The organism is Prosthecobacter sp. (assembly GCF_044232965.1).
In the GTDB taxonomy this organism is placed as follows: Bacteria; Verrucomicrobiota; Verrucomicrobiia; order Verrucomicrobiales; family Verrucomicrobiaceae; genus Prosthecobacter.
In genome coordinates this window covers 1-19,347 of record NZ_JBIIKX010000001.1, presented here as the reverse complement: position 1 = coordinate 19,347, position 19,347 = coordinate 1, and the positions used below count along the sequence as shown (strand labels likewise).

At 60.2% G+C, this 19,347-nt stretch carries 20 protein-coding genes; 8 read left to right on the top strand and 12 right to left on the bottom strand.

From position 1 onward, the window contains the following. Positions 1-1,578: a DmsC/YnfH family molybdoenzyme membrane anchor subunit gene (locus ACILSI_RS00100; RefSeq protein WP_395719789.1), complete on the bottom strand. Its 1,578-nt coding sequence runs from the start codon at positions 1,576-1,578 to the stop codon at positions 1-3. 3 nt (positions 1,579-1,581) lie between these two features. After that, complete coding sequence (locus tag ACILSI_RS00095) at positions 1,582-3,342, bottom strand: NirA family protein (protein ID WP_395719788.1); 1,761 nt, start codon at positions 3,340-3,342, stop codon at positions 1,582-1,584. Between the two features lie 3 nt (positions 3,343-3,345). Between ACILSI_RS00095 and ACILSI_RS00090 the strand changes: the two genes are divergently transcribed. Further along, on the top strand, positions 3,346-3,570 hold the full coding sequence (locus ACILSI_RS00090; protein WP_395719787.1) for a type II toxin-antitoxin system HicB family antitoxin: 225 nt from the start codon (positions 3,346-3,348) through the stop codon (positions 3,568-3,570). After that, entirely contained in the window at positions 3,567-3,809 is a 243-nt protein-coding gene (locus tag ACILSI_RS00085; protein WP_395719786.1) for a type II toxin-antitoxin system HicA family toxin, read from the top strand. The genes ACILSI_RS00090 and ACILSI_RS00085 overlap by 4 nt, the downstream gene beginning before the upstream one ends. A 4-nt stretch (positions 3,810-3,813) precedes the next feature. Here the strand turns inward: ACILSI_RS00085 and ACILSI_RS00080 are convergent, their stop codons facing one another. Genes ACILSI_RS00080 through ACILSI_RS00050 form a run of 7 tightly spaced genes read right to left on the bottom strand, consistent with a single transcriptional unit; the run spans position 3,814 to position 11,976 of the window. Further along, entirely contained in the window at positions 3,814-5,433 is a 1,620-nt protein-coding gene (locus ACILSI_RS00080; RefSeq protein ID WP_395719785.1) for a sulfite reductase flavoprotein subunit alpha, read from the bottom strand. 33 nt (positions 5,434-5,466) lie between these two features. Further along, on the bottom strand, positions 5,467-6,843 hold the full coding sequence (locus tag ACILSI_RS00075) for an alginate export family protein (protein ID WP_395719784.1): 1,377 nt from the start codon (positions 6,841-6,843) through the stop codon (positions 5,467-5,469). Between the two features lie 29 nt (positions 6,844-6,872). Then, entirely contained in the window at positions 6,873-7,751 is an 879-nt protein-coding gene (locus ACILSI_RS00070; RefSeq protein WP_395719783.1) for an ABC transporter ATP-binding protein, read from the bottom strand. Next, positions 7,748-8,668 carry an ABC transporter ATP-binding protein gene (locus ACILSI_RS00065; RefSeq protein WP_395719782.1) on the bottom strand — a complete coding sequence of 307 codons (921 nt, stop codon included), beginning with the start codon at positions 8,666-8,668 and terminating at the stop codon, positions 7,748-7,750. The genes ACILSI_RS00070 and ACILSI_RS00065 overlap by 4 nt, the downstream gene beginning before the upstream one ends. 18 nt (positions 8,669-8,686) lie before the next feature. Further along, positions 8,687-9,571, bottom strand: a complete 885-nt coding sequence (gene ntrB, locus ACILSI_RS00060; RefSeq protein WP_395719781.1) for a nitrate ABC transporter permease — start codon at positions 9,569-9,571, stop codon at positions 8,687-8,689. A 24-nt stretch (positions 9,572-9,595) separates the two neighbouring features. Next, positions 9,596-10,870 carry a CmpA/NrtA family ABC transporter substrate-binding protein gene (locus ACILSI_RS00055; RefSeq protein WP_395719780.1) on the bottom strand — a complete coding sequence of 425 codons (1,275 nt, stop codon included), beginning with the start codon at positions 10,868-10,870 and terminating at the stop codon, positions 9,596-9,598. Further along, positions 10,867-11,976, bottom strand: a complete 1,110-nt coding sequence (locus ACILSI_RS00050; RefSeq protein WP_395719779.1) for a CmpA/NrtA family ABC transporter substrate-binding protein — start codon at positions 11,974-11,976, stop codon at positions 10,867-10,869. Before ACILSI_RS00050 ends, ACILSI_RS00055 begins: the two co-directional genes overlap by 4 nt. 93 nt (positions 11,977-12,069) lie before the next feature. Between ACILSI_RS00050 and ACILSI_RS00045 the strand changes: the two genes are divergently transcribed. After that, positions 12,070-12,984, top strand: coding sequence for a LysR family transcriptional regulator (locus ACILSI_RS00045; protein WP_395719778.1), 915 nt, complete (start codon positions 12,070-12,072; stop codon positions 12,982-12,984). On the opposite strand, the gene ACILSI_RS00040 is transcribed toward ACILSI_RS00045, so the two are convergent. Continuing rightward, entirely contained in the window at positions 12,974-13,864 is an 891-nt protein-coding gene (locus ACILSI_RS00040) for a hypothetical protein (RefSeq protein WP_395719777.1), read from the bottom strand. The genes ACILSI_RS00045 and ACILSI_RS00040 overlap by 11 nt on opposite strands. Beyond that, on the bottom strand, positions 13,861-15,063 hold the full coding sequence (locus tag ACILSI_RS00035) for a magnesium transporter (protein WP_395719776.1): 1,203 nt from the start codon (positions 15,061-15,063) through the stop codon (positions 13,861-13,863). The genes ACILSI_RS00040 and ACILSI_RS00035 overlap by 4 nt, the downstream gene beginning before the upstream one ends. A gap of 94 nt (positions 15,064-15,157) precedes the next feature. Here ACILSI_RS00035 and ACILSI_RS00030 point away from each other — a divergent pair, with 94 nt between their 5' ends. Genes ACILSI_RS00030 through ACILSI_RS00020 form a run of 3 tightly spaced genes read left to right on the top strand, consistent with a single transcriptional unit; the run spans position 15,158 to position 16,894 of the window. Next, positions 15,158-16,117 (top strand): rhomboid family intramembrane serine protease, encoded by a 960-nt coding sequence (locus tag ACILSI_RS00030; RefSeq protein ID WP_395719775.1) that lies wholly within the window; start codon positions 15,158-15,160, stop codon positions 16,115-16,117. Positions 16,118-16,119: 2 nt separating this feature from the next. Next, complete coding sequence (locus tag ACILSI_RS00025) at positions 16,120-16,293, top strand: hypothetical protein (RefSeq protein WP_395719774.1); 174 nt, start codon at positions 16,120-16,122, stop codon at positions 16,291-16,293. Positions 16,294-16,339: 46 nt separating this feature from the next. Then, entirely contained in the window at positions 16,340-16,894 is a 555-nt protein-coding gene (locus ACILSI_RS00020; RefSeq protein ID WP_395719773.1) for a cob(I)yrinic acid a,c-diamide adenosyltransferase, read from the top strand. Here the strand turns inward: ACILSI_RS00020 and ACILSI_RS00015 are convergent. Beyond that, complete coding sequence (locus tag ACILSI_RS00015; protein ID WP_395719772.1) at positions 16,891-17,982, bottom strand: substrate-binding domain-containing protein; 1,092 nt, start codon at positions 17,980-17,982, stop codon at positions 16,891-16,893. The genes ACILSI_RS00020 and ACILSI_RS00015 overlap by 4 nt on opposite strands. 153 nt (positions 17,983-18,135) lie before the next feature. Between ACILSI_RS00015 and ACILSI_RS00010 the strand changes: the two genes are divergently transcribed. Both ACILSI_RS00010 and ACILSI_RS00005 read left to right on the top strand, forming a co-directional pair. Continuing rightward, positions 18,136-19,110, top strand: coding sequence for an amidohydrolase family protein (locus ACILSI_RS00010; RefSeq protein WP_395719771.1), 975 nt, complete (start codon positions 18,136-18,138; stop codon positions 19,108-19,110). Beyond that, on the top strand, positions 19,091-19,347 hold a 257-nt coding region (locus ACILSI_RS00005; RefSeq protein ID WP_395719770.1), incomplete at its 3' end, for an SDR family NAD(P)-dependent oxidoreductase. The genes ACILSI_RS00010 and ACILSI_RS00005, both read left to right, overlap by 20 nt.

Sequence of the window (19,347 nt, the reverse complement as noted above, 5' to 3'; positions counted from 1 at the left end):
TCAGTTTCCGGGCATTTTTGAGCCTGCGGCGGCGGTGAAGAAGTAATGTCGCTCGATGAGCTGGCTAGCAAACGTCAGCAAAAGCGAGGTGGCGAGCATCCACGGCGTCGGAGCGCCTGCGGCGATCATGACAGGGATCAAAAGGCCCGTCAGGATGAGGAACAGCCCGCGCAGCTCGATGTGATGAGCGCGCTGCTTCTGCAAAATCCGCGCCGACTTGTGCCACGCGCAGGTTTCATCCTCCAAGGCCTCTCGATAGCGCGAAAGCTCCCAGATCGAGAGCATCCAGCGAAACGTCACCGCGAGCACCATGGCCCAAGGGAGAGCTGAAACACCGATCCAGCTCCAAACGACCGCGCAGAGGCACGCGCCGAGCAAGAAGGTCGTGCCGAAGAACTTGCCCGCCGTTTGCGCCAGCGACCAAAACGGCCTGCGTGTGTCCGCATACACCATCACCGAGCACGCCACAGCGCTGAGCGCGGCCAAAGCCGTGCCGCTGATGGCGAGTTTCATCAGGGGCAGGCTTTCAAACCACCAAGCCGCCGCGATGGCCGCCCCGCCTCCAGGCAAGGCACCAAACGCGATGATCTCGCGTGACAGCCACGACTTCTTCCAGCCAAGAAACGCGCGCCAGGCTTTCAAAGGCTGCCCCAGATGCAAAACACTGAGCGCGATGCCGATGAGGCCGAAGAAAAGCGCGGCGGCGCTCGTGACCGCGGCCTCATTCAGCGTGAGCGGCGCCAAAGCGGCTCCCAAGAAGCCCCCGGCGCTCATTTGCGTGAGCACGAGCATCCAGGAGAGAGGTGGATGACCGTGATCAAGTTCGAGTCGGCCTGAATCGGCTGGCCTCGCGGCATTGGGAATTGGCTTTGACGAGACGTAGGTCGTGGTGGGACGTGTGTAGCTGGAATCAAACGCTCCGGCGATGATCTGGCCGCGATCAGGCACGGCATCTAGCTTCACGACCTTGATCTTGATGGCCTCATTCGGACAGGCCTGCACGCAGGCGGGCGCTTCTCCTTCTGCGAGACGCCCCTGGCACATGTCGCACTTGCGCACGATGCCGCGCTTCAGGTTGAATTTCGGCACATCATACGGGCACTTCAAAATGCAGTAACTGCACCCGATGCATTGATCATCGAGATGCCTCACGATGCCGGTGACGGGATCTTTATCATATGCGAGCACCGGGCAGCCATTCGAGCACGCGGGGTCTTCGCAATGATGGCAGGCCGTGGTGACGGTTTGCAGATACGGCTGTTTACGAGTGCCGACGAGCAGGCCCATGTCGCGCCAGGATTCATCGTCATCGAGACCATTCAGAGAATGACACGCCGCCACGCAGGCCTTGCAGCCGGTGCAGGCGTCGAGATTGACCTCGAAGGCATATTGCTCCCCAGGATTCGGCTTCGAGAGCGGAATAAGATGCGTGAAGCGCTCACGAACGGACTTGGAATCGTATTCGTCGGAGAAAAGGGCGACGGGCGTGCGGAGCGTCTGCTGCTCGCGAAGAGTTGCCTCAAGAATACCAACGGCGGAGCCACCAGACGAAACCGAGCGCTCCAGGTCGCACATCATGGCTCAGATGCTGAAAACCTCCTGAAGCTGGCCCACGGTGTGGCGATTGCAGAATGCGTGGAAGGATTCTTCAGCGCTACGTTTGTCGAGATAGCCTTTGAGCATGGCTTCAAGCGTGGTGCCGAGAGATTCAAAGGCCACGCCGCTGAAGATTTGCCGGCCAATCTTGCGGTTCTCGCCGAAACCGCCGCCGACGGTGACATGGTAACCTTCGCCGCTTTCGGATCTCACCTTGGTGCCGAGCAGACCGATGTCGCCCATGAAGTGCTGGGCGCAACTGTGGGCGCAGCCGGTGAAGTGAACATTGACCGGCTGGTCGAGCTTCACGCGCTTGTCGAGGTAGTCCATCATGGCGATGGCGTGGCCCTTCGTGTCGCTGGCGGCGAACTTGCAGTATTTGTTGCCGGTGCAGGCGATGAAGCCGTTGCGTAAATGCGAGGTTTCGCAGGGAAAGCCGAGCTTTTTCAAAGATTTCGCCACCGTGGCGGCATAGGCCGTTTTGACATTCGGAATGATGAAGTTCTGCCAGACGGTGAGCCGCACCTCGCCGCTGCCGTAGCTGTCGGCGAGATCAGCCAGCCGGTCGAGCTGCTTGGCGGTCATCTGTCCGACGGGGACGGTGGCACCGACATAAACCAGCCCTTCCTGCTTCTGGGGGTAGGTGCCGACGTGCGAGTGACCCTGCTGCGAAAACGTACGCTTCTCCTGAATCGGTGATTCGGGTGCGAGACGTGTGAGCTTGAACTTGAGGTGCTTTTCCGCCTCCACGAGCACGCCTTCGAGGCCTTTGTCTTCAATGACATACTTGAAACGCGCCTTCTTGCGATTCGTGCGATCGCCGAATTGGATGAAGACGCGCAGCAGGGCGATCATGACGTCATTAAGCTGCTCCGGCTTCACAATCACGCCCCAATCGCTGGCGAAGGTCTGATGGCCGGTGACGCCGCCTAGCGCGATGCGGAAATAGACACCGGGCTCGATTCCTTCACTGTTCTCGCCGATTTTCACGGCACTGGCACCGATGTCATTGGTGTCTTCGACTGCCGAGATGAGGCCACCGCCATCGTATGCGATGTTGAACTTGCGGGGGAGGTCGTAGAACTCCTTCGAGCCAATGATCAGCGTCGCGAGTTCGTTCACCAGCGGACGCACATCGATGATCTCATAGGGATCGTAACCCGCGCAGGGGTTCATCGTGATGTTGCGGATGTTGTCAGCGCCCGCGCCCTTGGAGTGAAGACCGCAGCCTTGAATGCGGCGGAGCACTTCGGGGCAGTTTTTCGGCTCGATGAGGCGGATTTGGAAATTGTTCCGCGTGGTGATCTGGATGTAGCCGGTGGTGAGTTCACGAGCGATGGCGGCGATCTCGCGTAGCTGGCAGCTCTTCACCACGCCGCCGGGAATGCGCAGACGGCACATGTAGCCATCTTTGACCGGATTCAGCCAGAACAGGCCGTTCCACTTATAGCGAAAAACAGATTCGGGCTCAGGCTTCGAGTTCCAGCGCGCATCCATGACGAGCTGCTCGATGGCATCAAAGGGATGCAGCTCGCGCTTGATGCGCTCTTCTTTGGTGAGGTCGTCAAGTGATGGGCCCGCTGGTGCGGCAGCAGGAGCTGGGGCAAGATCTCCGAACGAAACACCACCGGCGGCGATGCCGGCGAAGAAGCCTTCGAGGTAGCATTGTTGCTCGGGGGAGAAGCCATCGGCCGACGATGAAGCCATCGCAGGGCTTGATTTGGGAGATGCGGTGGCGATACTCATGGCATGAATGATCTCGAACTGGTTTTCAGAGTACGTCCTGCGGAAGAAGGCGGCTTCACGGCTGACTGTCGGCTTCCCGAAGGACTGATCGCGACACAGGGGGATTCGTGGGAGGAGCTTGAGGCGATGGTGAAGGACGCGGTGAGCTGCCACTTCGCCGACGCTAAGGTGAAGCCCGGAAGAATTCGGCTGCACATGACGGAAGATCGCATTCTCGAAGCGGCATGAAGCTGCCGCGTGACCTCACTGGGGAGGATCTGCTGCGCGGCCTGCGCCGAATCGGGTATGTGCTCGACAGGCAGGCTGGCAGTCACATGATCGCGAAGTGCGCCTTTCCACGGCCTCATTCTGTGACCGTGCCGAATCACAAGCCGCTGAAAATAGGCACCCTGTCCGCGATTCTTCACGAAATCGGTCTCCAGCGCGACCTGAGCGTAGAGGCGCTTTTGGCAGAGATGAAGCTGTGAAGTCTCAATAGACATCGCGGGCATAGCGTTTCTCCTTCTTCATTTGGGCGACATAGGCGGCGGCCTCGTCGGCGGATTTTCCACCGGCGGTCTGAATGATGCTGTGAAGGGCTTCATCAACGTCCTTGGCCATGCGCTTGGCATCACCGCAGACATAGAAGTGAGCGCCTTCCTCAAGCCATTGCCAAAGTTCGCTGGCAGCCTGCATCATGCGGGTCTGGACGTAGATCTTCTCTTCTTGATCACGGCTGAAGGCGGTGTCCAGGCGGGTGAGATGGCCTTTCTGGACCCATTCGATGATCTGGTCGTGGTAGAGAAAGTCGGTGGCGCGTTTTTGATCGCCGAAGAAGAACCAGTTTTTGCCGGGGGCGGCGGTGGCCTCACGCTCTTCGAGGAAGGCACGGAAAGGGGCGATGCCGGTGCCGGGGCCGACCATGATGACGGGTTTCGAGGTGTCGTTAGGGAGGCGGAAGTGATTTGCGGCGTGAAAGTAGATGCCGGTGGTGTCGCCGAGCGCGAGACGATCAGAGAGGAAGGTGGAGGCGACGCCTTTGTGCGGCACACCATCGGCGCTGTAACGCACGGCGGCGATACAGAGATGCACTTCTTCGGGATGTGCTTTGAGGCTGGAGGCGATGGAATAGAGGCGTGGTTGAAGCTTGCGCAGATTTTCGATGAAGGTGGTGAGCGTGATGCCTGCCTCAGGTGTTTTGCCTAACAGGTTGCGAACTTCGTAGCACTTCAGGAGCGCGTCGCGCAGGGGTGCGGTGCCGCCATCAGGCAGTGCGACCTCAGCGTTAGGATCGAAGGCGTGAGCCGCGATGACGGCATCGACGACTTCGGGGCAGTTCTGAACATAAACGCCAAGAGCGTCACCCACTTCGTAAGTGAGGCCGGAACCCGCAAGTGAAAGGGCGATGTGATGCGTGTCTTTGGCGCTGCCTCGTGCGTTGAGATTGACGTTGGCGACGAGCTTGGCCTGAAAAGGGTTTTTCTTGGTGTAGCCGGTCTCTTCCGGCTCTGCGGTGGCAGTTGTCTCGCTGGAAGTGCCGGTCAATGCGGTGAAGGCCGCGCTGGACCACTTCTTCGCGAGATCGTCGAAGTCCACATCACAATCGACACGCTCGGTGATTCGCGTGGCACCGAGTTCTGCGAGGCGTTCGTCGAGTTTTTTGCCAGCGAGGCAGAAAGTCTCGCCATAGTTTTTATCGCCGAGAGCGAGGACGCTGTATTTGACGCCGTCGAGCTTGGGGCTGCTGCCGTTTTGATTGATGGTGTCCCAAAAGGAGACGGCGTTGTCCGGCATGTCGCCCTCCCCCCAGGTGCTGGTGATGAGGAGAACGTTTTGATCTTTGATGAAGTCGGCGGGTTGCAGCGAGTCGAGGCCCGCGGCTCGCGCCGCAAAGCCCCGACCCGATGCTTCCCTGGCCAGCCGCTTGGCCAAACTTTCCGCGTTGCCGCTCTGACTGCCGAAGGCGATGAGCAGTGATCGTTTTGATTCCGTGAGCGCTGCTCCAGGAGCAGGCGCACCGCGATTCAGGACTCCGGCAAGGAAGCCGTTCAACCAAGCACGTTGCTCGGCGCTGAAGGGCGCGTTGTCAGGAATGAGGGGAACGATTTTCATCTATCAGAGCGGCTTGAGAGATGGGGGAGCGGATCAGAAATCGAACTGCACCTGGACGTAGCCGAAATGGGCGTCGTCTGCAGCGCCGGTGTTGGCGAGATAGTCACCCGCCATGAAGTAGGAGTAGCCAGCCTGCAATCCGACGTGCGGATTGAGCTTGTAGATGGCGGTGAGATCGATCTCCTGACCGCGGAAGCTGCCGGCGGAGGTGGCGGCGGCATTGACCGTGCGCACGGCGGTGACGCCGTTCACGCGGCGCCAGGCGTCGTTGTTTGTGGCATTCCAGTAGAGATGATAGTCGAGCATGACTTTGAGCTTCGCCGTGGGCGTAAAGCTGAAATTGAGCTGCGGGTTGTGCATGTTCATCCAGCCCGTGGTGTCCATGTAGCCGTAGAACAGGTGGTTCGTGGGATACAGATTTTGAAAGGTGCCGATGTCTCCGTCCGCCGCATTGCTGTCACCGCTGCCATAGTTGTATTGGATGCCGAAACGTGGCTTCCATGAGTGTTTAAGCCAGTTGTAACCCACGGCCCAGTGACCGGCGAAGGCGGTGAGATCGCGCCCGGAAACCTCACCTGTCTGGAAGGCCATTTCCGTCGTGTAATCAAAGCCGCTGAGCTTTTTTGGGTCGCCTTTCCACAGGGTGCCGAAGGTGTAGAAGTCAGTGTCGCCACGGGCGGCGCCGAAGCTGCCGTCACCGTCGTCACGCTTGTTGAAGACGTAGAAGTCGGTGGTGAGATTGAAGGGAACGAAGCCCGTGGCGAGGTACAGACCGCTGAACATCTGGTTGAGCGACTCGTCGTTGTCGAGAAAGCCCGACTGGTTCCACATGTTGTTGGTGAAGGCGACGGGCGAGGAGATGAAGAAGTCGAGCGAGTATTTCTCCGCAGCGTAGCGGAACTTCACGGCGTCGAACGTGCGGGCCTGGTTCAGCCACTCGAGCGGACCGACAAGGCGTTGATCGCCGTAGCTGAGAAACTGACGCCCAAGCGTGGAACTGAGGCCCTTTTTGATGTTCCCGATCTGAATGTATGCCTTGAGGATGTCGAAGACGTCATCACCTTCAGCCGCTGACACGCCGATGTCGTTCGGACGGCTGCCGCCGATCTCACGCACGTCCTGGCCCTGAACGTATAACTTGAGCCACGGGTTCACATCATAACCAAGGCCGAGACGAAAGCGCTGAAGCAGCCAGGAGGCGTCCTGCGGGCCGTTGAGAGCGCTGTTGAAGTCGAAGTTGTTCTCACGAATTTCAAAACGCATTTTTTCCTGCAAATCGGCAGTGAGAGCGCCGAACTTGATCGGAGCATAGGCCGGGGCGCCGGGTGGTGCGGCGGCGGGTTTGGGCACGGGTGTTTGCGCCATGGAGAGCGAGGTGGTCGCCAGCAGTATCGGGATGAGCCTTTTCATGTGGGTTATGTGGGTGTGTTGTTTTTCGGCTACGCGGCGGCTGTAGGGAATGGGAATGCATGCGCTGCCAGTTCGGCGGCCATGTCGGGAGAGGGTTTGAATTGAGGCTCGCGGCTGGGGCGGATGTGCGAGCGGTCGTTGAGGAAAGTGATGAGATGCTCGCGCAGCTCGTAGTAGCGCGGGTCTTCCATGATCTGCTTGCGGTTGCGCGGGCGCTCGAAGGGGATCTTCAAGATGTCGCCGACCTCGGCCTCGGGGCCGTCGGTCATCATCACCACACGGTCGGAGAGGAAGATGGCCTCATCGACATCATGCGTGACCATGAGTGTGGTGATGCGATTGCGCCGCCAGAGTTCGAGCAGCACCTCCTGCAATTCGTAACGTGTGAGCGAGTCCAGCATGCCGAACGGCTCGTCTAAGAGCAGCATCTTCGGTTGGAGGGCAAACGCACGGGCGATGCCAACGCGCTGACGCATGCCTTGGGAGAGTTCACCGGGATATTTGTGCATCGCATCGCCCAAACCGACGATCGTGAGGTAGTACTCAGCCATCTGGCGGCGCTCAGCCTTGCTGGCGGTGAAGTACACCTGGTTCACGCCGAGCATGACATTTTCATAAGCGGTCATCCACGGTAAGAGGCACGGCGATTGAAACACGATGCCACGATCCGGCCCAGGGCCGCTGGCTTCACGACCGCCGAGGATCATGTTGCCCTGGCTGAGATCACTGAGGCCTGCGACCATCATGAGCACGGTGCTTTTGCCACAGCCGCTGTGGCCGATGAGCGTGGCGAACTCGCCTTCCTTCAACTTGAGATTGAAGTTTTTGACGATCGTCGCCGGACCTTTCGGCGTGTCGTAGGTCTTCCACAGACGATCCAGTTCAAGCATGGGGAGATGAGCACTCATGCGACCACCTCCACTTCTTCACGAAGTTTGTCGCTGCGACGTTTCGGGCCGGTGCGGTTAAGGAACTGCAGAGAGTTCACATAACTCAGGTCCTCAGGAAGAATGTCGGGCAAGGCGATTTTTACGGAGGCTTTCACTTTGGTGCGACCTTTGGCATCCAGGAGCGTCGTGATGAGCTGGGTGCGCAGCTTTTTGAAACGGTCATCGTGATTGATGGCCTTGCGGTCGCGCGGTCGCTCGATGTTCACGATCATCGGCTCGCCGAGCGTCGCTGGGGAAGTTGGAAGCAGCGGAATGACCTTGTCGGCCACCAGGATGGCCTCGTCGGGGTCGTTGGTGATCCAGATGACGGTCGTTTTGTTCGTCAGCCAGATGTCGGCAATCTCATCTTGAAGCTGGGCTCGAGTGAGAGCATCGAGAGCGCTCAGCGGTTCGTCCATGAGCAGTACTTTCGGCTGCATGGCTAGTGTGCGGGCCACGGAAACACGCTGGCGCATGCCGCCGGAAAGCTCCTTGGGAAGTTTGTGTGCCGCAGGCGTGAGTTTGACCATCGCGATGTATTTGGCGACGTGCGCTTTGCGCTGCTCCGGCGTCCAGTCCTTGAAGACCTCATCGACAGCGAGCGCGATGTTTTCCTCCACGGTAAGCCATGGCAGCAGCGAATAGTTCTGGAAGACCAAACCGCGATCTGGACCTGGTTCCGTGATCTTTTTGCCTTCGATGAGGGCTTCACCGGTGTCTGGCTTCACCAAGCCAGAGATCAGGTTGATCAGCGTGGACTTTCCTGAGCCGGAGTAACCGACGATGACGACGAACTCGCCTTCCTCGACGGAGAGGTTGATGTTCTTGAGCACTTCCGTGCGGTTGCCCGGAGGTCCGAAGCCTTTGGAGGCACCTTTGATTTCGATAAGCGGCATATCTTGATCAGGCGGGGGTTAAGCAGTCTTGAACCGCGATTCGACGACGCTCATCAGACGGTCGAGGACGTAGCCGACGACACCGATGGTGAGGATGCAGAGGATGATGTGGGCGTAGCTGTTGGCGTTGTATTGCTGCCAGAGGAAGCCACCCACGCCCGGCCGACCGGTGAGCATTTCGACCGCGACAATGACGAGCCAGGCGATGCCGAGGCTCAAACGAAAACCGGTGAACATGTAGGGTAGCGTGGCGGGCACGAGCACCTTCCAGAGCGTCTTGTTCTTCGAGAGCTTGAGCACTTTGGCCACATTCAGGTAGTCTTGCGGCACCGCACGCACGCCGACGGCGGTGTTCATCACCGTGGGCCACATGGCGCAGATGGCGATGGTGAAAAGCGCTGCGGCATCCGAGGCACCGAAGGTCGTGCGACCATCACCGTTGACGATTTTGACGCCGCTGAAGAGAATCATGCCGAGCGGAAGCCAAGCGAGCGGTGAGACCGGCCGCAGCACCTGGATGATTGGATCAAAGGCCGTGGTGAATTTCTTCGAGAGGCCCAGGAAGAAACCGATGGGAGTGCCGATGACGAGGGCGATGAAGTAGCCCTGCGCCACGAGCACTAGAGACATCCATGTGAACCGCAAGATGCCCTGATCCAGCTCGCCACGTTTCGCAAAAGGCTCTGTGATGTAGAGCCTGCTCGCCGTCCACGTTTCCGCCGGTGTGGGCAGATCAGCGGAGAGGCCTTCGCGCTTGGTGACTTTAATCTTGTCCCCGAAGTCATCGACTTTTTCGGTGATGACGGACTTTCCGGCGATCACATACCAAAAAAGGCATGTAACCAGGATCGCCCCCAGCGGGAGGAAGAACGAATCGAGTTTGTAGCGTTGGATCAGGTGCATAATGCGGCTATGCGGTTTCGGGGGTTAAGCTTTGAGCGTCTTCACCGCGAAGGACGCGGCGTAGGCCTCGAGATCGGCTGTCGGGTCGAAGGTGACGCCGTCGAAGAGCGTTTCGGCCTTGGTGTCGGCCCCGCCGTGGACGTAGCCGATCTCCTTCATGGCCTCTTCATAGAGGTCACTTCGCATGACCTGCTTGGCGACGCCTTCATAGTCTGGCGCGCCTTCCGTGAAGCCCCAGCGGCGGAGCTGCGTGAGCCACCACTTGGCGTATTTGGCCTGCGGGTAGTTGCAGTTGCGATCACTGAAGATCATGTAGTTCGGGTCTTTGAACTTGCGACCGTCTCCCATGTTGTACTTGCCTTGCAGGCGGCCGAGGATCGTTTCGGGCGGACAGTTGATGTAGGTGGCGGCGCTGACGATGTTCGCCTGCTCCTCGCGATTCTCCATCTTGTCGAGCCACACGCCAGCCTCGTGCAGAGCCTTCATCACGGCTTTGACGGTTTTGGGATTCTGCGCGGCGAATTCCTCGGTGAAGGCGCAAACCTTCTCAGGATGATCCTTCCAGATGGCCTGCGTGGTGATGGAGGTATAGCCAATGTCCTCGGCGATGGTTTTGGCGTTCCAAGGCTCGCCGACGCAGAAGCCATCCATCTTGCCGACCTTCATGTTCGCGACCATCTGCGGAGGTGGCACGGTGATGAGAGAAACGTCCGCCCCCGCACCTGCGGCGTCGCCAGGATTGATGCCGCCTGCGGCGAGGTAGTAACGAATCCACATCGCGTGCGTTCCAGGCGGGAAAGTCATCGCGAAGGTCATCGGCGTGCCCTTGGCCTTCGCATCATCCACGAAGGGCTTCAGTGCTTTCGGATCATCGGCGACCTTGCCTTTGAGTGAATTGGCGAGAGTGATGGCCTGGCCGTTTCGATTCAGAATGAAGGGCGCGATCATCGGTTTCTTCGGAGCACCGCCGAGGCCCATGGTGGAGGCAATCGGCATTCCAAGCAGCATGTGCGTGGCCTGGATGTCACCATTGGTGAGAGAGTCGCGGATCGCGGCCCAGCTCGCGCCTTTGCTCACAGTCGAATTGACGCCGTATTTTTTGAAGAGGCCTTTTTCATGTGCCACAACGATGCTGGAGCAGTCGGTGAGGGCGATGATGCCGAGCTTCACATCTGGCATCTCTGGAGAGTCATCGGCATAGGCGGAGCCGACCCAGCCGGTGGGCAGGCCGCTGAAGAGAGCGCCAAGGCCGGCTTGGCGGAGGATGGAACGACGGGTGATGGGTGCTGTGGATTTCATGCGAGGGCGAGTGGAGTGCGTTTCTTGGATTTGGCGGTTCGGGGTGCGGCGGCGGGTGCTTTGGGAAGAGGGAGTGCGCTGGAGGTCCAGCAGTCGCGCAGAGCGGCGGCGGCTTCGGCTCGTTGCGAAGGCTGAAGCAGGCCATGGGCGATGAATTCATCGAGCAGCCAGCGACCGCGCTCGCTGGTGGGCTCGTTGGCCTCGCGACGTTGGAAGATATGAAAGTTCGAGACATCGGCGGTCTTCTCGGTGCCAAGATCAAGCGGCCCGGCGAGCGAGCGCTGCAAAATCTGCTCATTGCCGGTGAAGTAGCCGCTCTCAGCGAGCAGGCGGGCGACTTCCGCACGATTTCCCTTCGCATCACAAAAGACGCAGGCCTCGCGCAGAGCCTCGATGATGGCGCGCATCTCATCAGGATGGCGCTCGATGAAAGTCTCCGTGGTCAGCAGGACTTTTTCCGGATGACCGGGCGCCAGTTGTTCACTGGTGGCAACGATCCAGCCCGTGCCGCGCTCCACAGCGAAGGAGTTCCATGGTTCGCCGACGCAGTAGCCATCGATGAGGCCGGCGGCGAGATTGGCGGCCATCTGCGTGGGCGGCAGGGCGACGATGCGCACGTCCTTTTCGACATCAATGCCACCAGCGGCCAGCCACTGGCGGAGCAGGAAGTAATGCGAGGAGTAGCGAGAGACCATGCCGAAGGTGAAGCGGCGGCTGGTGCTGCTGCGAATGAGCTTTTTGAGGCTCACGGCATCACGCACGCCGCGGTTCCAGAGATCCCGGCTCAGGGTGATCGCGTTGCCGTGGAGGTTAAAGACGAACGGAGCCACCACCCGGCACGGCGGCGTGCTGAGGCCCATGCGCATGGCCAGGGCAAGCCCGGCAATGGCGTGGGCCGCATCAAGCTGGCCGTAAAGAAGCTTCTCCCGAATGGTGGCCCATCCGACCTCACAACTTAACTCGACTCGGACACCATGTTTGCGAAACAGCTCACGCCCCCGGGCGACGAGCAGCGGGGCGCAGTCGGCGAGCGGGATGAAACCGATGCGCACGGGTTGCACAACCCCGCTGAGAGTGGTTTTGGGTGAGTGAGCGGCTTTCGACATGACGCCCATCCATCAAGCAGCAGTGGTGCCACCGTGCCAAACTGATGCAGAAACCAGGCGCAATGTTTTTCACATGATGTATGAATGGCATTCATGGACCACGCCATCGACACCCGCCAGCTTCGGGCCTTTGTCTGCCTCGCGCGCAGCGGCAGCTTCACGCAGGCCGGCCGCGAGCTGCACCTGACCCAGAGCGCCATCAGCCACGCCATCAAGTCACTCGAAACCGACCTCGGCTCGCAGCTTTTCCACCGCCAGGGCAAGAGCGTACACCTCACACACGCAGGCCGCGAGCTGCTGCCGAACGCGGAAACCATTCTTCAATCCATGGGCCATGCGAGAGCGATCCTCGGCACCCTGGATCAAACGCCGCGCGGCAAGCTGCGCATCGGCTGCACCACGGCGGCAGCGCAGTTCATCCTGCCGACTGTGTTTCGAGAGTTTAAAGAATCCTTCCCACTTTATGAGATCAAAGTCGTCTGCGGCGAGACACCGGACACCATCGAGCGGCTGGTGAAGAACCAGGTCGATATCACCGTGAGCTTGAGACCGCAGGAGGTCACCAAACTCAACTGCCACGCGATCTTTGATGACGAACTGGAGTTTCTTGTCTCACCGCTGCATCCGTGGGCGCAAAAAGCGCCGAAGATCAAAGACGCCGCGAGCGAGACCTTCATCGTCGCCAGCCGCAACAGCCTGAACTTCGCCCTGGTGCAGGACTTTTTCATGAAGCAGGGCGTGCGCTTGAATTCATTCATCGAGCTGGGCAGCTCCGAGGCCACCAAGGAACTCGCGAAGCTGGGTATCGGCGTCGCCATCGCCGCACGCTGGATCGCGCGAACAGAAATCGAAGCGGGCCAGTTGATCGCGCTGCCATTGCCGAAGGCGAAATTGAAACGCCGCTGGGTGGTCTCCACCCTGAAGGATCGACCGCTGAACCTGCCCGAGCGCACCTTCATCGGCCTGTGCGAGGAAGTGGGACGGCGGATGATTGATGTCAGGCCCTGATGGCGGCTAGCGATTCGCAACGATCTAGCAGCTTCTGGCGCAAGCCTGCCGCCTTTGCGGCCAGGTCACGTTGCTCGCGCTCGTATTGAGCGCGGCCATCAGCCGTTTCGATTTTTACGGGCTCGTAACCGATGGTGCTCAAATCATACGGACTGGCGCGCATGTCGAGATCGCGGCCTTCGAGGGCGAGAAGGAAACATTCGCCGGTGAGATCGGAACCGGTCCACGGCCAGAGCTTGGAGGACCATTTGTATAAATCCATGTTCGCATGCAGGCAGGCGGACTGTTCGAGATCGGGGCGGGAGTCGAGCGTGGGCTGCAAGGAATTCAGCGGACGCGCCTCGGGCGTGAAGAAGCGGAAGGCGTCGTAGTGGGAGCAGCAGACGGGCTGGGATTCGACGAAGACGACCAGCTCCTCAGTAGACAGTCGCAGCTCGTAACCCTGATGCCGCACCTGCTGAGCGGACTGTCGATAGACCATGGCCCATTCGTGCAGACCGAAGCAGGTGAACCGCCCTGCCCTGCCGAGAATGCGCGTGCACAGCATCGCGGCCCACGCGGCGAATTCGCGCTCGCGATTCGTGAAGCGGTGCTCGTTGAGGCGTAGCAGGTCGTGTTCATGGATGAAGCGGTCGGTTTGCCACCAGGGGCGGCTTTCCAGATCAGCGGCGGTGATTTCGAGACTCACGCCAAACGGTGGCACCCACTGTTTGAGCTTGGCGGGCGGGAAGCTGTAGTAGGTGAAGAGGAAATCATGCACCGGATGCTTGGTGCCCCGACTGCGGCGGTCCACGAAGGCGTCTGCATGCGCGGAGACGCGTTCATGATGCGCCTCAGCAAGCGACTGCCACTCCGCACGGCTCCAAACGACCTCGCTCATGGCACCAGCAGCGTCGCCAGGCCGAGGAAGGTGCCCATGCTGATCACGTCCGTGGCGGTGGTGAGAAAGATGCTGGAGGCGGTGGCCGGATCAGCGCCGAACTTGCGCAGCGTCAGCGGGATCAAGGCACCGCTCAGGCCGCTGACGACGCAACTGACCGACATGGCGATCCACACCACACCGGCAAGCATGAGGGCATTGGGGTTGCCGTTCATGCGGGCATAAATAAACATGCCGAGGCCGGCGGAGACGCCGACGAGCATGCCGTTGAACAAACCGAGCAAACCTTCCTTGATGACGAGTCTGCGCTCGTCTCCTGACTTCAAATCTCCCAGCGTCATGCCACGCAGGGCCACGGCGAGCGCCTGGCAGCCGGTGTTGCCTGATTGACCGGCCAAAACAGGCAGAAAGATGGCCAGAATCACGAGACGGTCGAGCGTGCCCTGAAACACACCGACCACCGCAGCCGCAAGGAAACAGGTGGCAAGGTTGATCTGAAGCCATGGATGGCGGAAGCGCAGGCTGCGCAGCAGCGGTGTGGAAAGACGCTCTTCTTTCTCCACCCCGACCATCGTTCCGGCCTGGGCGCTGATTTCAATGGCACGGGCCTCAAACAGGCTCTGCCCGCGCACAAGGCCGAGCAGCCGCCCTTTTTTGTCACAGACCGGATAAACAGGGTAGTGCTTGTTCACGACGATCTTCATCGCGTCGGTGAGTTCCAGATCAGGATCGAGCGTGAACGGATCACGCAGCATCACGTCGGCGAGTTTCGTTCCCGGCTCGGCCAGCATGAGATCACGCATGACGAGCAGGCCGAGGAGCTTGTCTTTATCGTCCGTGACGTAGCCGTAGGTGATGAAGGCTTTTTTGGCGAGCTTGCGGACTTCCTCGATCGTGTCACGCACGGTGGCATCCGGTCGAAACACGGCCACCGGAGGCTCCATCAGCCAGCCGACGCTGTCCTCGGGATGGTCGCGGTTGCTGGTCCACTGAAGCGCCTTTTCCTTCGGCGCAAAGGCGAGCGTGATGGTGCGTGTCTCCTCCGCCATCTCCTCCAGCACCTGCTGGGCGACCATGGGGTTCAGTTGCTGGAGCACCTTGGCGGCGTCCTCGCCCGATGCTTTTTCAAGAAGGTCGGCGGCATCATGAGCCCCGCTTTTTGAAACGGCGGCAAGCAGGGAGTCGGCGGAAGAATTCATGCAGTGGCGAGAGCGTAACCGACAGCGGTGCGATTGTCATCGTCCAGGCGAAAAAAACCTCGCGCCGGGCAGCCGACGCACACACAATTGGCCCATGGCCCTGCATGATCGTGACTACATGCGCGAAACGACCTCCGACCCGCAGCGGCGGGGGTTCACCGCGTTTCAGATCCTTTTTGGGATCAATGTCGCGGTGTTTGTGATGCAGCATCTATTCGGACGGTTCGGACAGATGTGGGGCCAGGATTTTTTCCCTTATGGTGGAACAAGCTTCGACACCCTAATCCGCGGACAAGTTTGGACCCTCTTCACCTACATGTTTGTGCATGGCAACGTGGGGCACTTTATGCTGAACATGATGATGCTGTGGTTCGCCGGACGCGGTGTGCAGCAGTTCTTCGGCAGCCTGCATTTCACGCTGATCTACCTCGGCGCGGGCATCCTTGGCGCGGCGGCGGAGATGGTGGTGAACAGCTACGCGCATGGCGACACGATCACGCCGCTCATCGGCGCGTCAGCCTCTGTGTTTGGACTACTGATGGCGCTGGCGGTGGTGATGCCGGAGGAGCAGATCACCGCCTTCATTTACTTCATCATCCCGGTGCATCTGCGGCTGTGGACGCTGGCCAAGGCGCTCTGCCTCATGCAGCTGATCCTGGGCGTGGCCTGCGCGGTGTTTGATTTCATGCCGGAGGGGCTGCGCATCGCCTACTTCGCGCATCTTGGCGGCGCGGCGGCAGGGTGGTTTTATGCCCGCAGCCTTGGCTACGGCGGACGTCCCCTGACCTACGCCAGCCAGTGGCAGCCAGCGCCGCTCCAACGCATGCCGGAGATGGCGCGCAAACGTGCGCGAACTGCAATTGATCTGGAAGAAAACGAACCCATGCAACCAGCTAACAAAAGGTCGGCCGATCCCATCGAATCCCTGATGGAAGAAGTGATCAATCCGCTGCTCGACAAGATAAACCTGCACGGCAAGGACAGCCTGACCGAGGACGAAAAACAGGCGCTGGAACGCGCCAGCCGCGAAGTACACCGCCACCGGCAGGGTTGACCATGCTGTCCTCACGTTCCGCACGACTCGCCGCCTGCCTGCTGCTGGCCTTGCTGCTCGGCTGGGTGGTCCGGGCACAGAGGAAACAAAGCGCGACCCTCACCGCGCCTGTCTCGATACCAACTCCAGCAGCTCTGCCGGAAGAACCAGCGAAAAACTCCTTCCCCGACGAGTGATCACAGGCGTATCAAGCCGCTATCGCTCCTCATTCCTCATTCCCTCATGTCCATCGCCACCCGTAAAGGAGACCAAGGCCAGACCGACCTGCTGTTCGGCTGCCGTCTCGCCAAATCCCACCCTCGTGTCCATGCGCTCGGCGCGGTGGATGAACTGAACGCCGCGCTCGGCCCGCTGCGCATCGCCGCCTTGCGAGAAGAGACAAAAGCCATCGTGGCACAGACGCAGCGCTGGCTGATCGATCTCATGGGAGAGCTGGCCACGCCGCCCGGACAAGAAACCCGCTACGCCGAAACGCATCCGCAGCGCATCTCGACGAAAAACGTGGAATGGCTCGATGAATGGGTGGCGAAGCTCGAAGCCGGCGGCGCCTTGAAGTTTCAAGGCTGGGCGCTGCCTGGTGAGGCAGGCGTGATGTCCGGCGCGTATGCCGATCTCGCCCGCGTGGCCTGCCGCCGCGCGGAGCGCGGCGTGATCGACCTGCTGGACACGCCGGATGAAGTGCCGAACGCCGAGGTCGTGCGTTTTCTCAATCGCTTGTCCGACGTGCTCTGGCTGCTGGCGCGGTGGGAGGAGCAGACTGCCGCCCCCCAAACTTAAACCGACTCTCCCGGCACAAACGCGGGCATCAGGCGGATGGTCTTGTTGGAGACCGTGCCTGTTTCGACAAGCTGCCGCACCGCGATGGCGATGCGTCCGGCGAGCTGGGCGGGTTTGACGGCGTAGCGAGTGATGCTGGGGCTGCTGGTTTCGAGAATGGGATCGTTGTCACGCGAGATGACCGCCACATCCGCCGGGACACGCCTGCCACGGCGCATGAGGTGCATCATGACCGTGAGCACATGCGTGGCACCACCGACCAGATAGGCCGTGGGCGGATTCGGCAGGCGCAGGCATTCGTCGATCAAGGCGCAAAGATGCGCGGTGCTGGCATCATGCCGCAGCACCTGGATCTGTGCTCCCGGCATGCCTTTCAGGGCCTCACGCAATCCTTCCTCGCAGGCAATGTCGCCTCCGTAGATGCCCTTGAACAACACCAGGGCGATGCGGCGATGCCCCTTGCGCCAGAGCAGGCCGCCCGCGTGATGCCCGGTGGCGTGGAAATCCACATCCACCGAAGGCAGACTGATGCCTGGCGCACATGATCCGAGAATGAGACACGCCAGCTTCTGGCGATTGAACCAGCGTTGCAGCGGCTCATGGGCGCTGAGGATGATCCAAACCGTGGCCGGATGCGACTCGACAAATTTCGCCAGCACGCGGCCTGGATTCGCGGTGTAGCACGCGGGATTGATGTGAAACTGCACCTCGCAGCCGGCGGCGGTCAGTTTGTCCCGCAGCGTGTCCATCACGAAGGAAATCCTCGGTGGGAGGGAGAGGAACGAGCCCGGCGTGAGGATGGCGATGGTCTTGCGTCCTGATTCGGCGTTCGGGGTGACGCTGCCGTGCTTTTTGATGCGCCGGCCCTGCCGGCCTTCCACCTCCAGCCAACCATCGCGGCCCAGTTCAGCCAGCGCCGAGCGCAGCGTGCGGCGGCTGACCTGCAAACTTTCACACAGCTCGCGCTCACCGGGCAGACGGTCATGCCAATGGCCGTTTTGAATGCCCTCGCGCAGGCTGTCCACCGTCTCAGCCACGAGTGAGAGCCGTCTTGGCAAACGTGGACTGGTGGATGATGAGGACTTCATTTGGTGCCGCGACGTGACCAAGAGTAAACACTCGTCAGCACCGCGATCGCAAACCAATTTCCAACCTGATGCAAAACCCAAGGGAGGAATGTGGAAAAAACGCGTTTCAATCCATGCCTCCTCGACACAGTTTCACCCAAACGTCCACCGACCATGCTCATTGACTGCCACAACCACCTCGGCGCCGACTTGTTGTTTTATCTTCACGGCGATTTCCCCTACGCGCAGCAGCTTGTCGGCATGAAGCAGGAGGGAGGCGCTCTTGGCATCACGCACTGGGTCGCCTTCCCATTCGTCAGCTACGCGGCCATGGATGTGACGAAGTTCCGCACCGGTGGTATCGCATTTGATTCAGGCGGCCTGGAAACGGTGCCCTACGCCTTTGAAAACCGCCGCTTGCTCGAAGAATGCCAGAAACTCTTCCCGGAGGAGGGAAAACGCATTCTGCCCTTCGTCATCGTCGATCCCATGCGCCACACCGACGCGCAGGCCGCTGAACTGGTAAATCTGCGCTCGCAATACCGCTTTCACGGCATCAAAATTCAAAGCACCATCATCCAGAGTGACATCAAACGCCTCGCGCATGAAGGCAAAGTTTTCATCGACCTCGCCCGCGAGTGGAACGTGCCCTTCCTGATCCACAGCAGCGTCGCCAAGGACGACCTGTGGGCGCAGGCGCATGACATCCTCGACATTGCCGAGGCCAACCCCGATGTGCGCTTCTGCGCGGCCCATTCCTGCCGCTATGACAAGGAATGCCTCGACCGCGTGAACGCGCTGCCAAACGCCTGGTTCGACAATTCCGCCCACTGCATCCACTGCGTCGGCGCGGTGGACGACCTGCCTTACATCGCTCCCAAAAGCCGCCGCTTTGACTCCGACTACAGCGATCCAGGCCGCGTCATCGCCGATCTGGCCGCCGCGTATCCAAACAAGTTCATGTGGGGCAGCGACTCGCCCTTTTACAGCTATGCGGCAGAGATCAGCGGCAAGGTGGTGAAGCTCATCAGCACCTACGAGCGCGAAGTCACCGCGTTGAAGGCCGCCGGGGACGAAGTCGTCCGCCGCATCGCCTGCACCAACACCCTGAAATACCTCCAACTGCCCGATGAAAGCATTCTCTCTTGAAGGCCATGCCGCCCTCGTCACCGGCTCCTCCCAAGGCATCGGCCTGGCGATGGGCAAAGCTCTGCAGGAGGCTGGAGCCAAGGTCGTGTTTCACGGTCTTCCCGATGCCGTGGAAGGACTCTCCGCCTATGTGAAGGCCGATTTGATGGAGATCGAGGGGCCGCAGAAGCTCGTGGAGGCCGCGTTCGCCCTGGAACCCGGCCTCGACACCTTGATCTGCAATGCGGGCAGCTTTTT

Excerpts from the sequence above, each read along its gene's own strand:
- ACILSI_RS00070 (WP_395719783.1), bottom strand. The coding sequence starts at position 7,751 with ATGAGTGCTCATCTCCCCATGCTTGAACTGGATCGTCTGTGGAAGACC.
- ACILSI_RS00020 (WP_395719773.1), top strand. The coding sequence starts at position 16,340 with ATGTCCATCGCCACCCGTAAAGGAGACCAAGGCCAGACCGACCTGCTG.
- ntrB (WP_395719781.1), bottom strand. The coding sequence starts at position 9,571 with ATGCACCTGATCCAACGCTACAAACTCGATTCGTTCTTCCTCCCGCTG.
- ACILSI_RS00035 (WP_395719776.1), bottom strand. The coding sequence starts at position 15,063 with ATGAATTCTTCCGCCGACTCCCTGCTTGCCGCCGTTTCAAAAAGCGGG.
- ACILSI_RS00015 (WP_395719772.1), bottom strand. The coding sequence starts at position 17,982 with ATGAAGTCCTCATCATCCACCAGTCCACGTTTGCCAAGACGGCTCTCA.
- ACILSI_RS00030 (WP_395719775.1), top strand. The coding sequence starts at position 15,158 with ATGGCCCTGCATGATCGTGACTACATGCGCGAAACGACCTCCGACCCG.
- ACILSI_RS00050 (WP_395719779.1), bottom strand. The coding sequence starts at position 11,976 with ATGTCGAAAGCCGCTCACTCACCCAAAACCACTCTCAGCGGGGTTGTG.
- ACILSI_RS00065 (WP_395719782.1), bottom strand. The coding sequence starts at position 8,668 with ATGCCGCTTATCGAAATCAAAGGTGCCTCCAAAGGCTTCGGACCTCCG.
- ACILSI_RS00085 (WP_395719786.1), top strand. The coding sequence starts at position 3,567 with ATGAAGCTGCCGCGTGACCTCACTGGGGAGGATCTGCTGCGCGGCCTG.
- ACILSI_RS00010 (WP_395719771.1), top strand. The coding sequence starts at position 18,136 with ATGCTCATTGACTGCCACAACCACCTCGGCGCCGACTTGTTGTTTTAT.
- ACILSI_RS00080 (WP_395719785.1), bottom strand. The coding sequence starts at position 5,433 with ATGAAAATCGTTCCCCTCATTCCTGACAACGCGCCCTTCAGCGCCGAG.
- ACILSI_RS00075 (WP_395719784.1), bottom strand. The coding sequence starts at position 6,843 with ATGAAAAGGCTCATCCCGATACTGCTGGCGACCACCTCGCTCTCCATG.
- ACILSI_RS00040 (WP_395719777.1), bottom strand. The coding sequence starts at position 13,864 with ATGAGCGAGGTCGTTTGGAGCCGTGCGGAGTGGCAGTCGCTTGCTGAG.
- ACILSI_RS00100 (WP_395719789.1), bottom strand. The coding sequence starts at position 1,578 with ATGATGTGCGACCTGGAGCGCTCGGTTTCGTCTGGTGGCTCCGCCGTT.
- ACILSI_RS00025 (WP_395719774.1), top strand. The coding sequence starts at position 16,120 with ATGCTGTCCTCACGTTCCGCACGACTCGCCGCCTGCCTGCTGCTGGCC.
- ACILSI_RS00045 (WP_395719778.1), top strand. The coding sequence starts at position 12,070 with ATGGACCACGCCATCGACACCCGCCAGCTTCGGGCCTTTGTCTGCCTC.
- ACILSI_RS00090 (WP_395719787.1), top strand. The coding sequence starts at position 3,346 with ATGAATGATCTCGAACTGGTTTTCAGAGTACGTCCTGCGGAAGAAGGC.
- ACILSI_RS00095 (WP_395719788.1), bottom strand. The coding sequence starts at position 3,342 with ATGAGTATCGCCACCGCATCTCCCAAATCAAGCCCTGCGATGGCTTCA.
- ACILSI_RS00055 (WP_395719780.1), bottom strand. The coding sequence starts at position 10,870 with ATGAAATCCACAGCACCCATCACCCGTCGTTCCATCCTCCGCCAAGCC.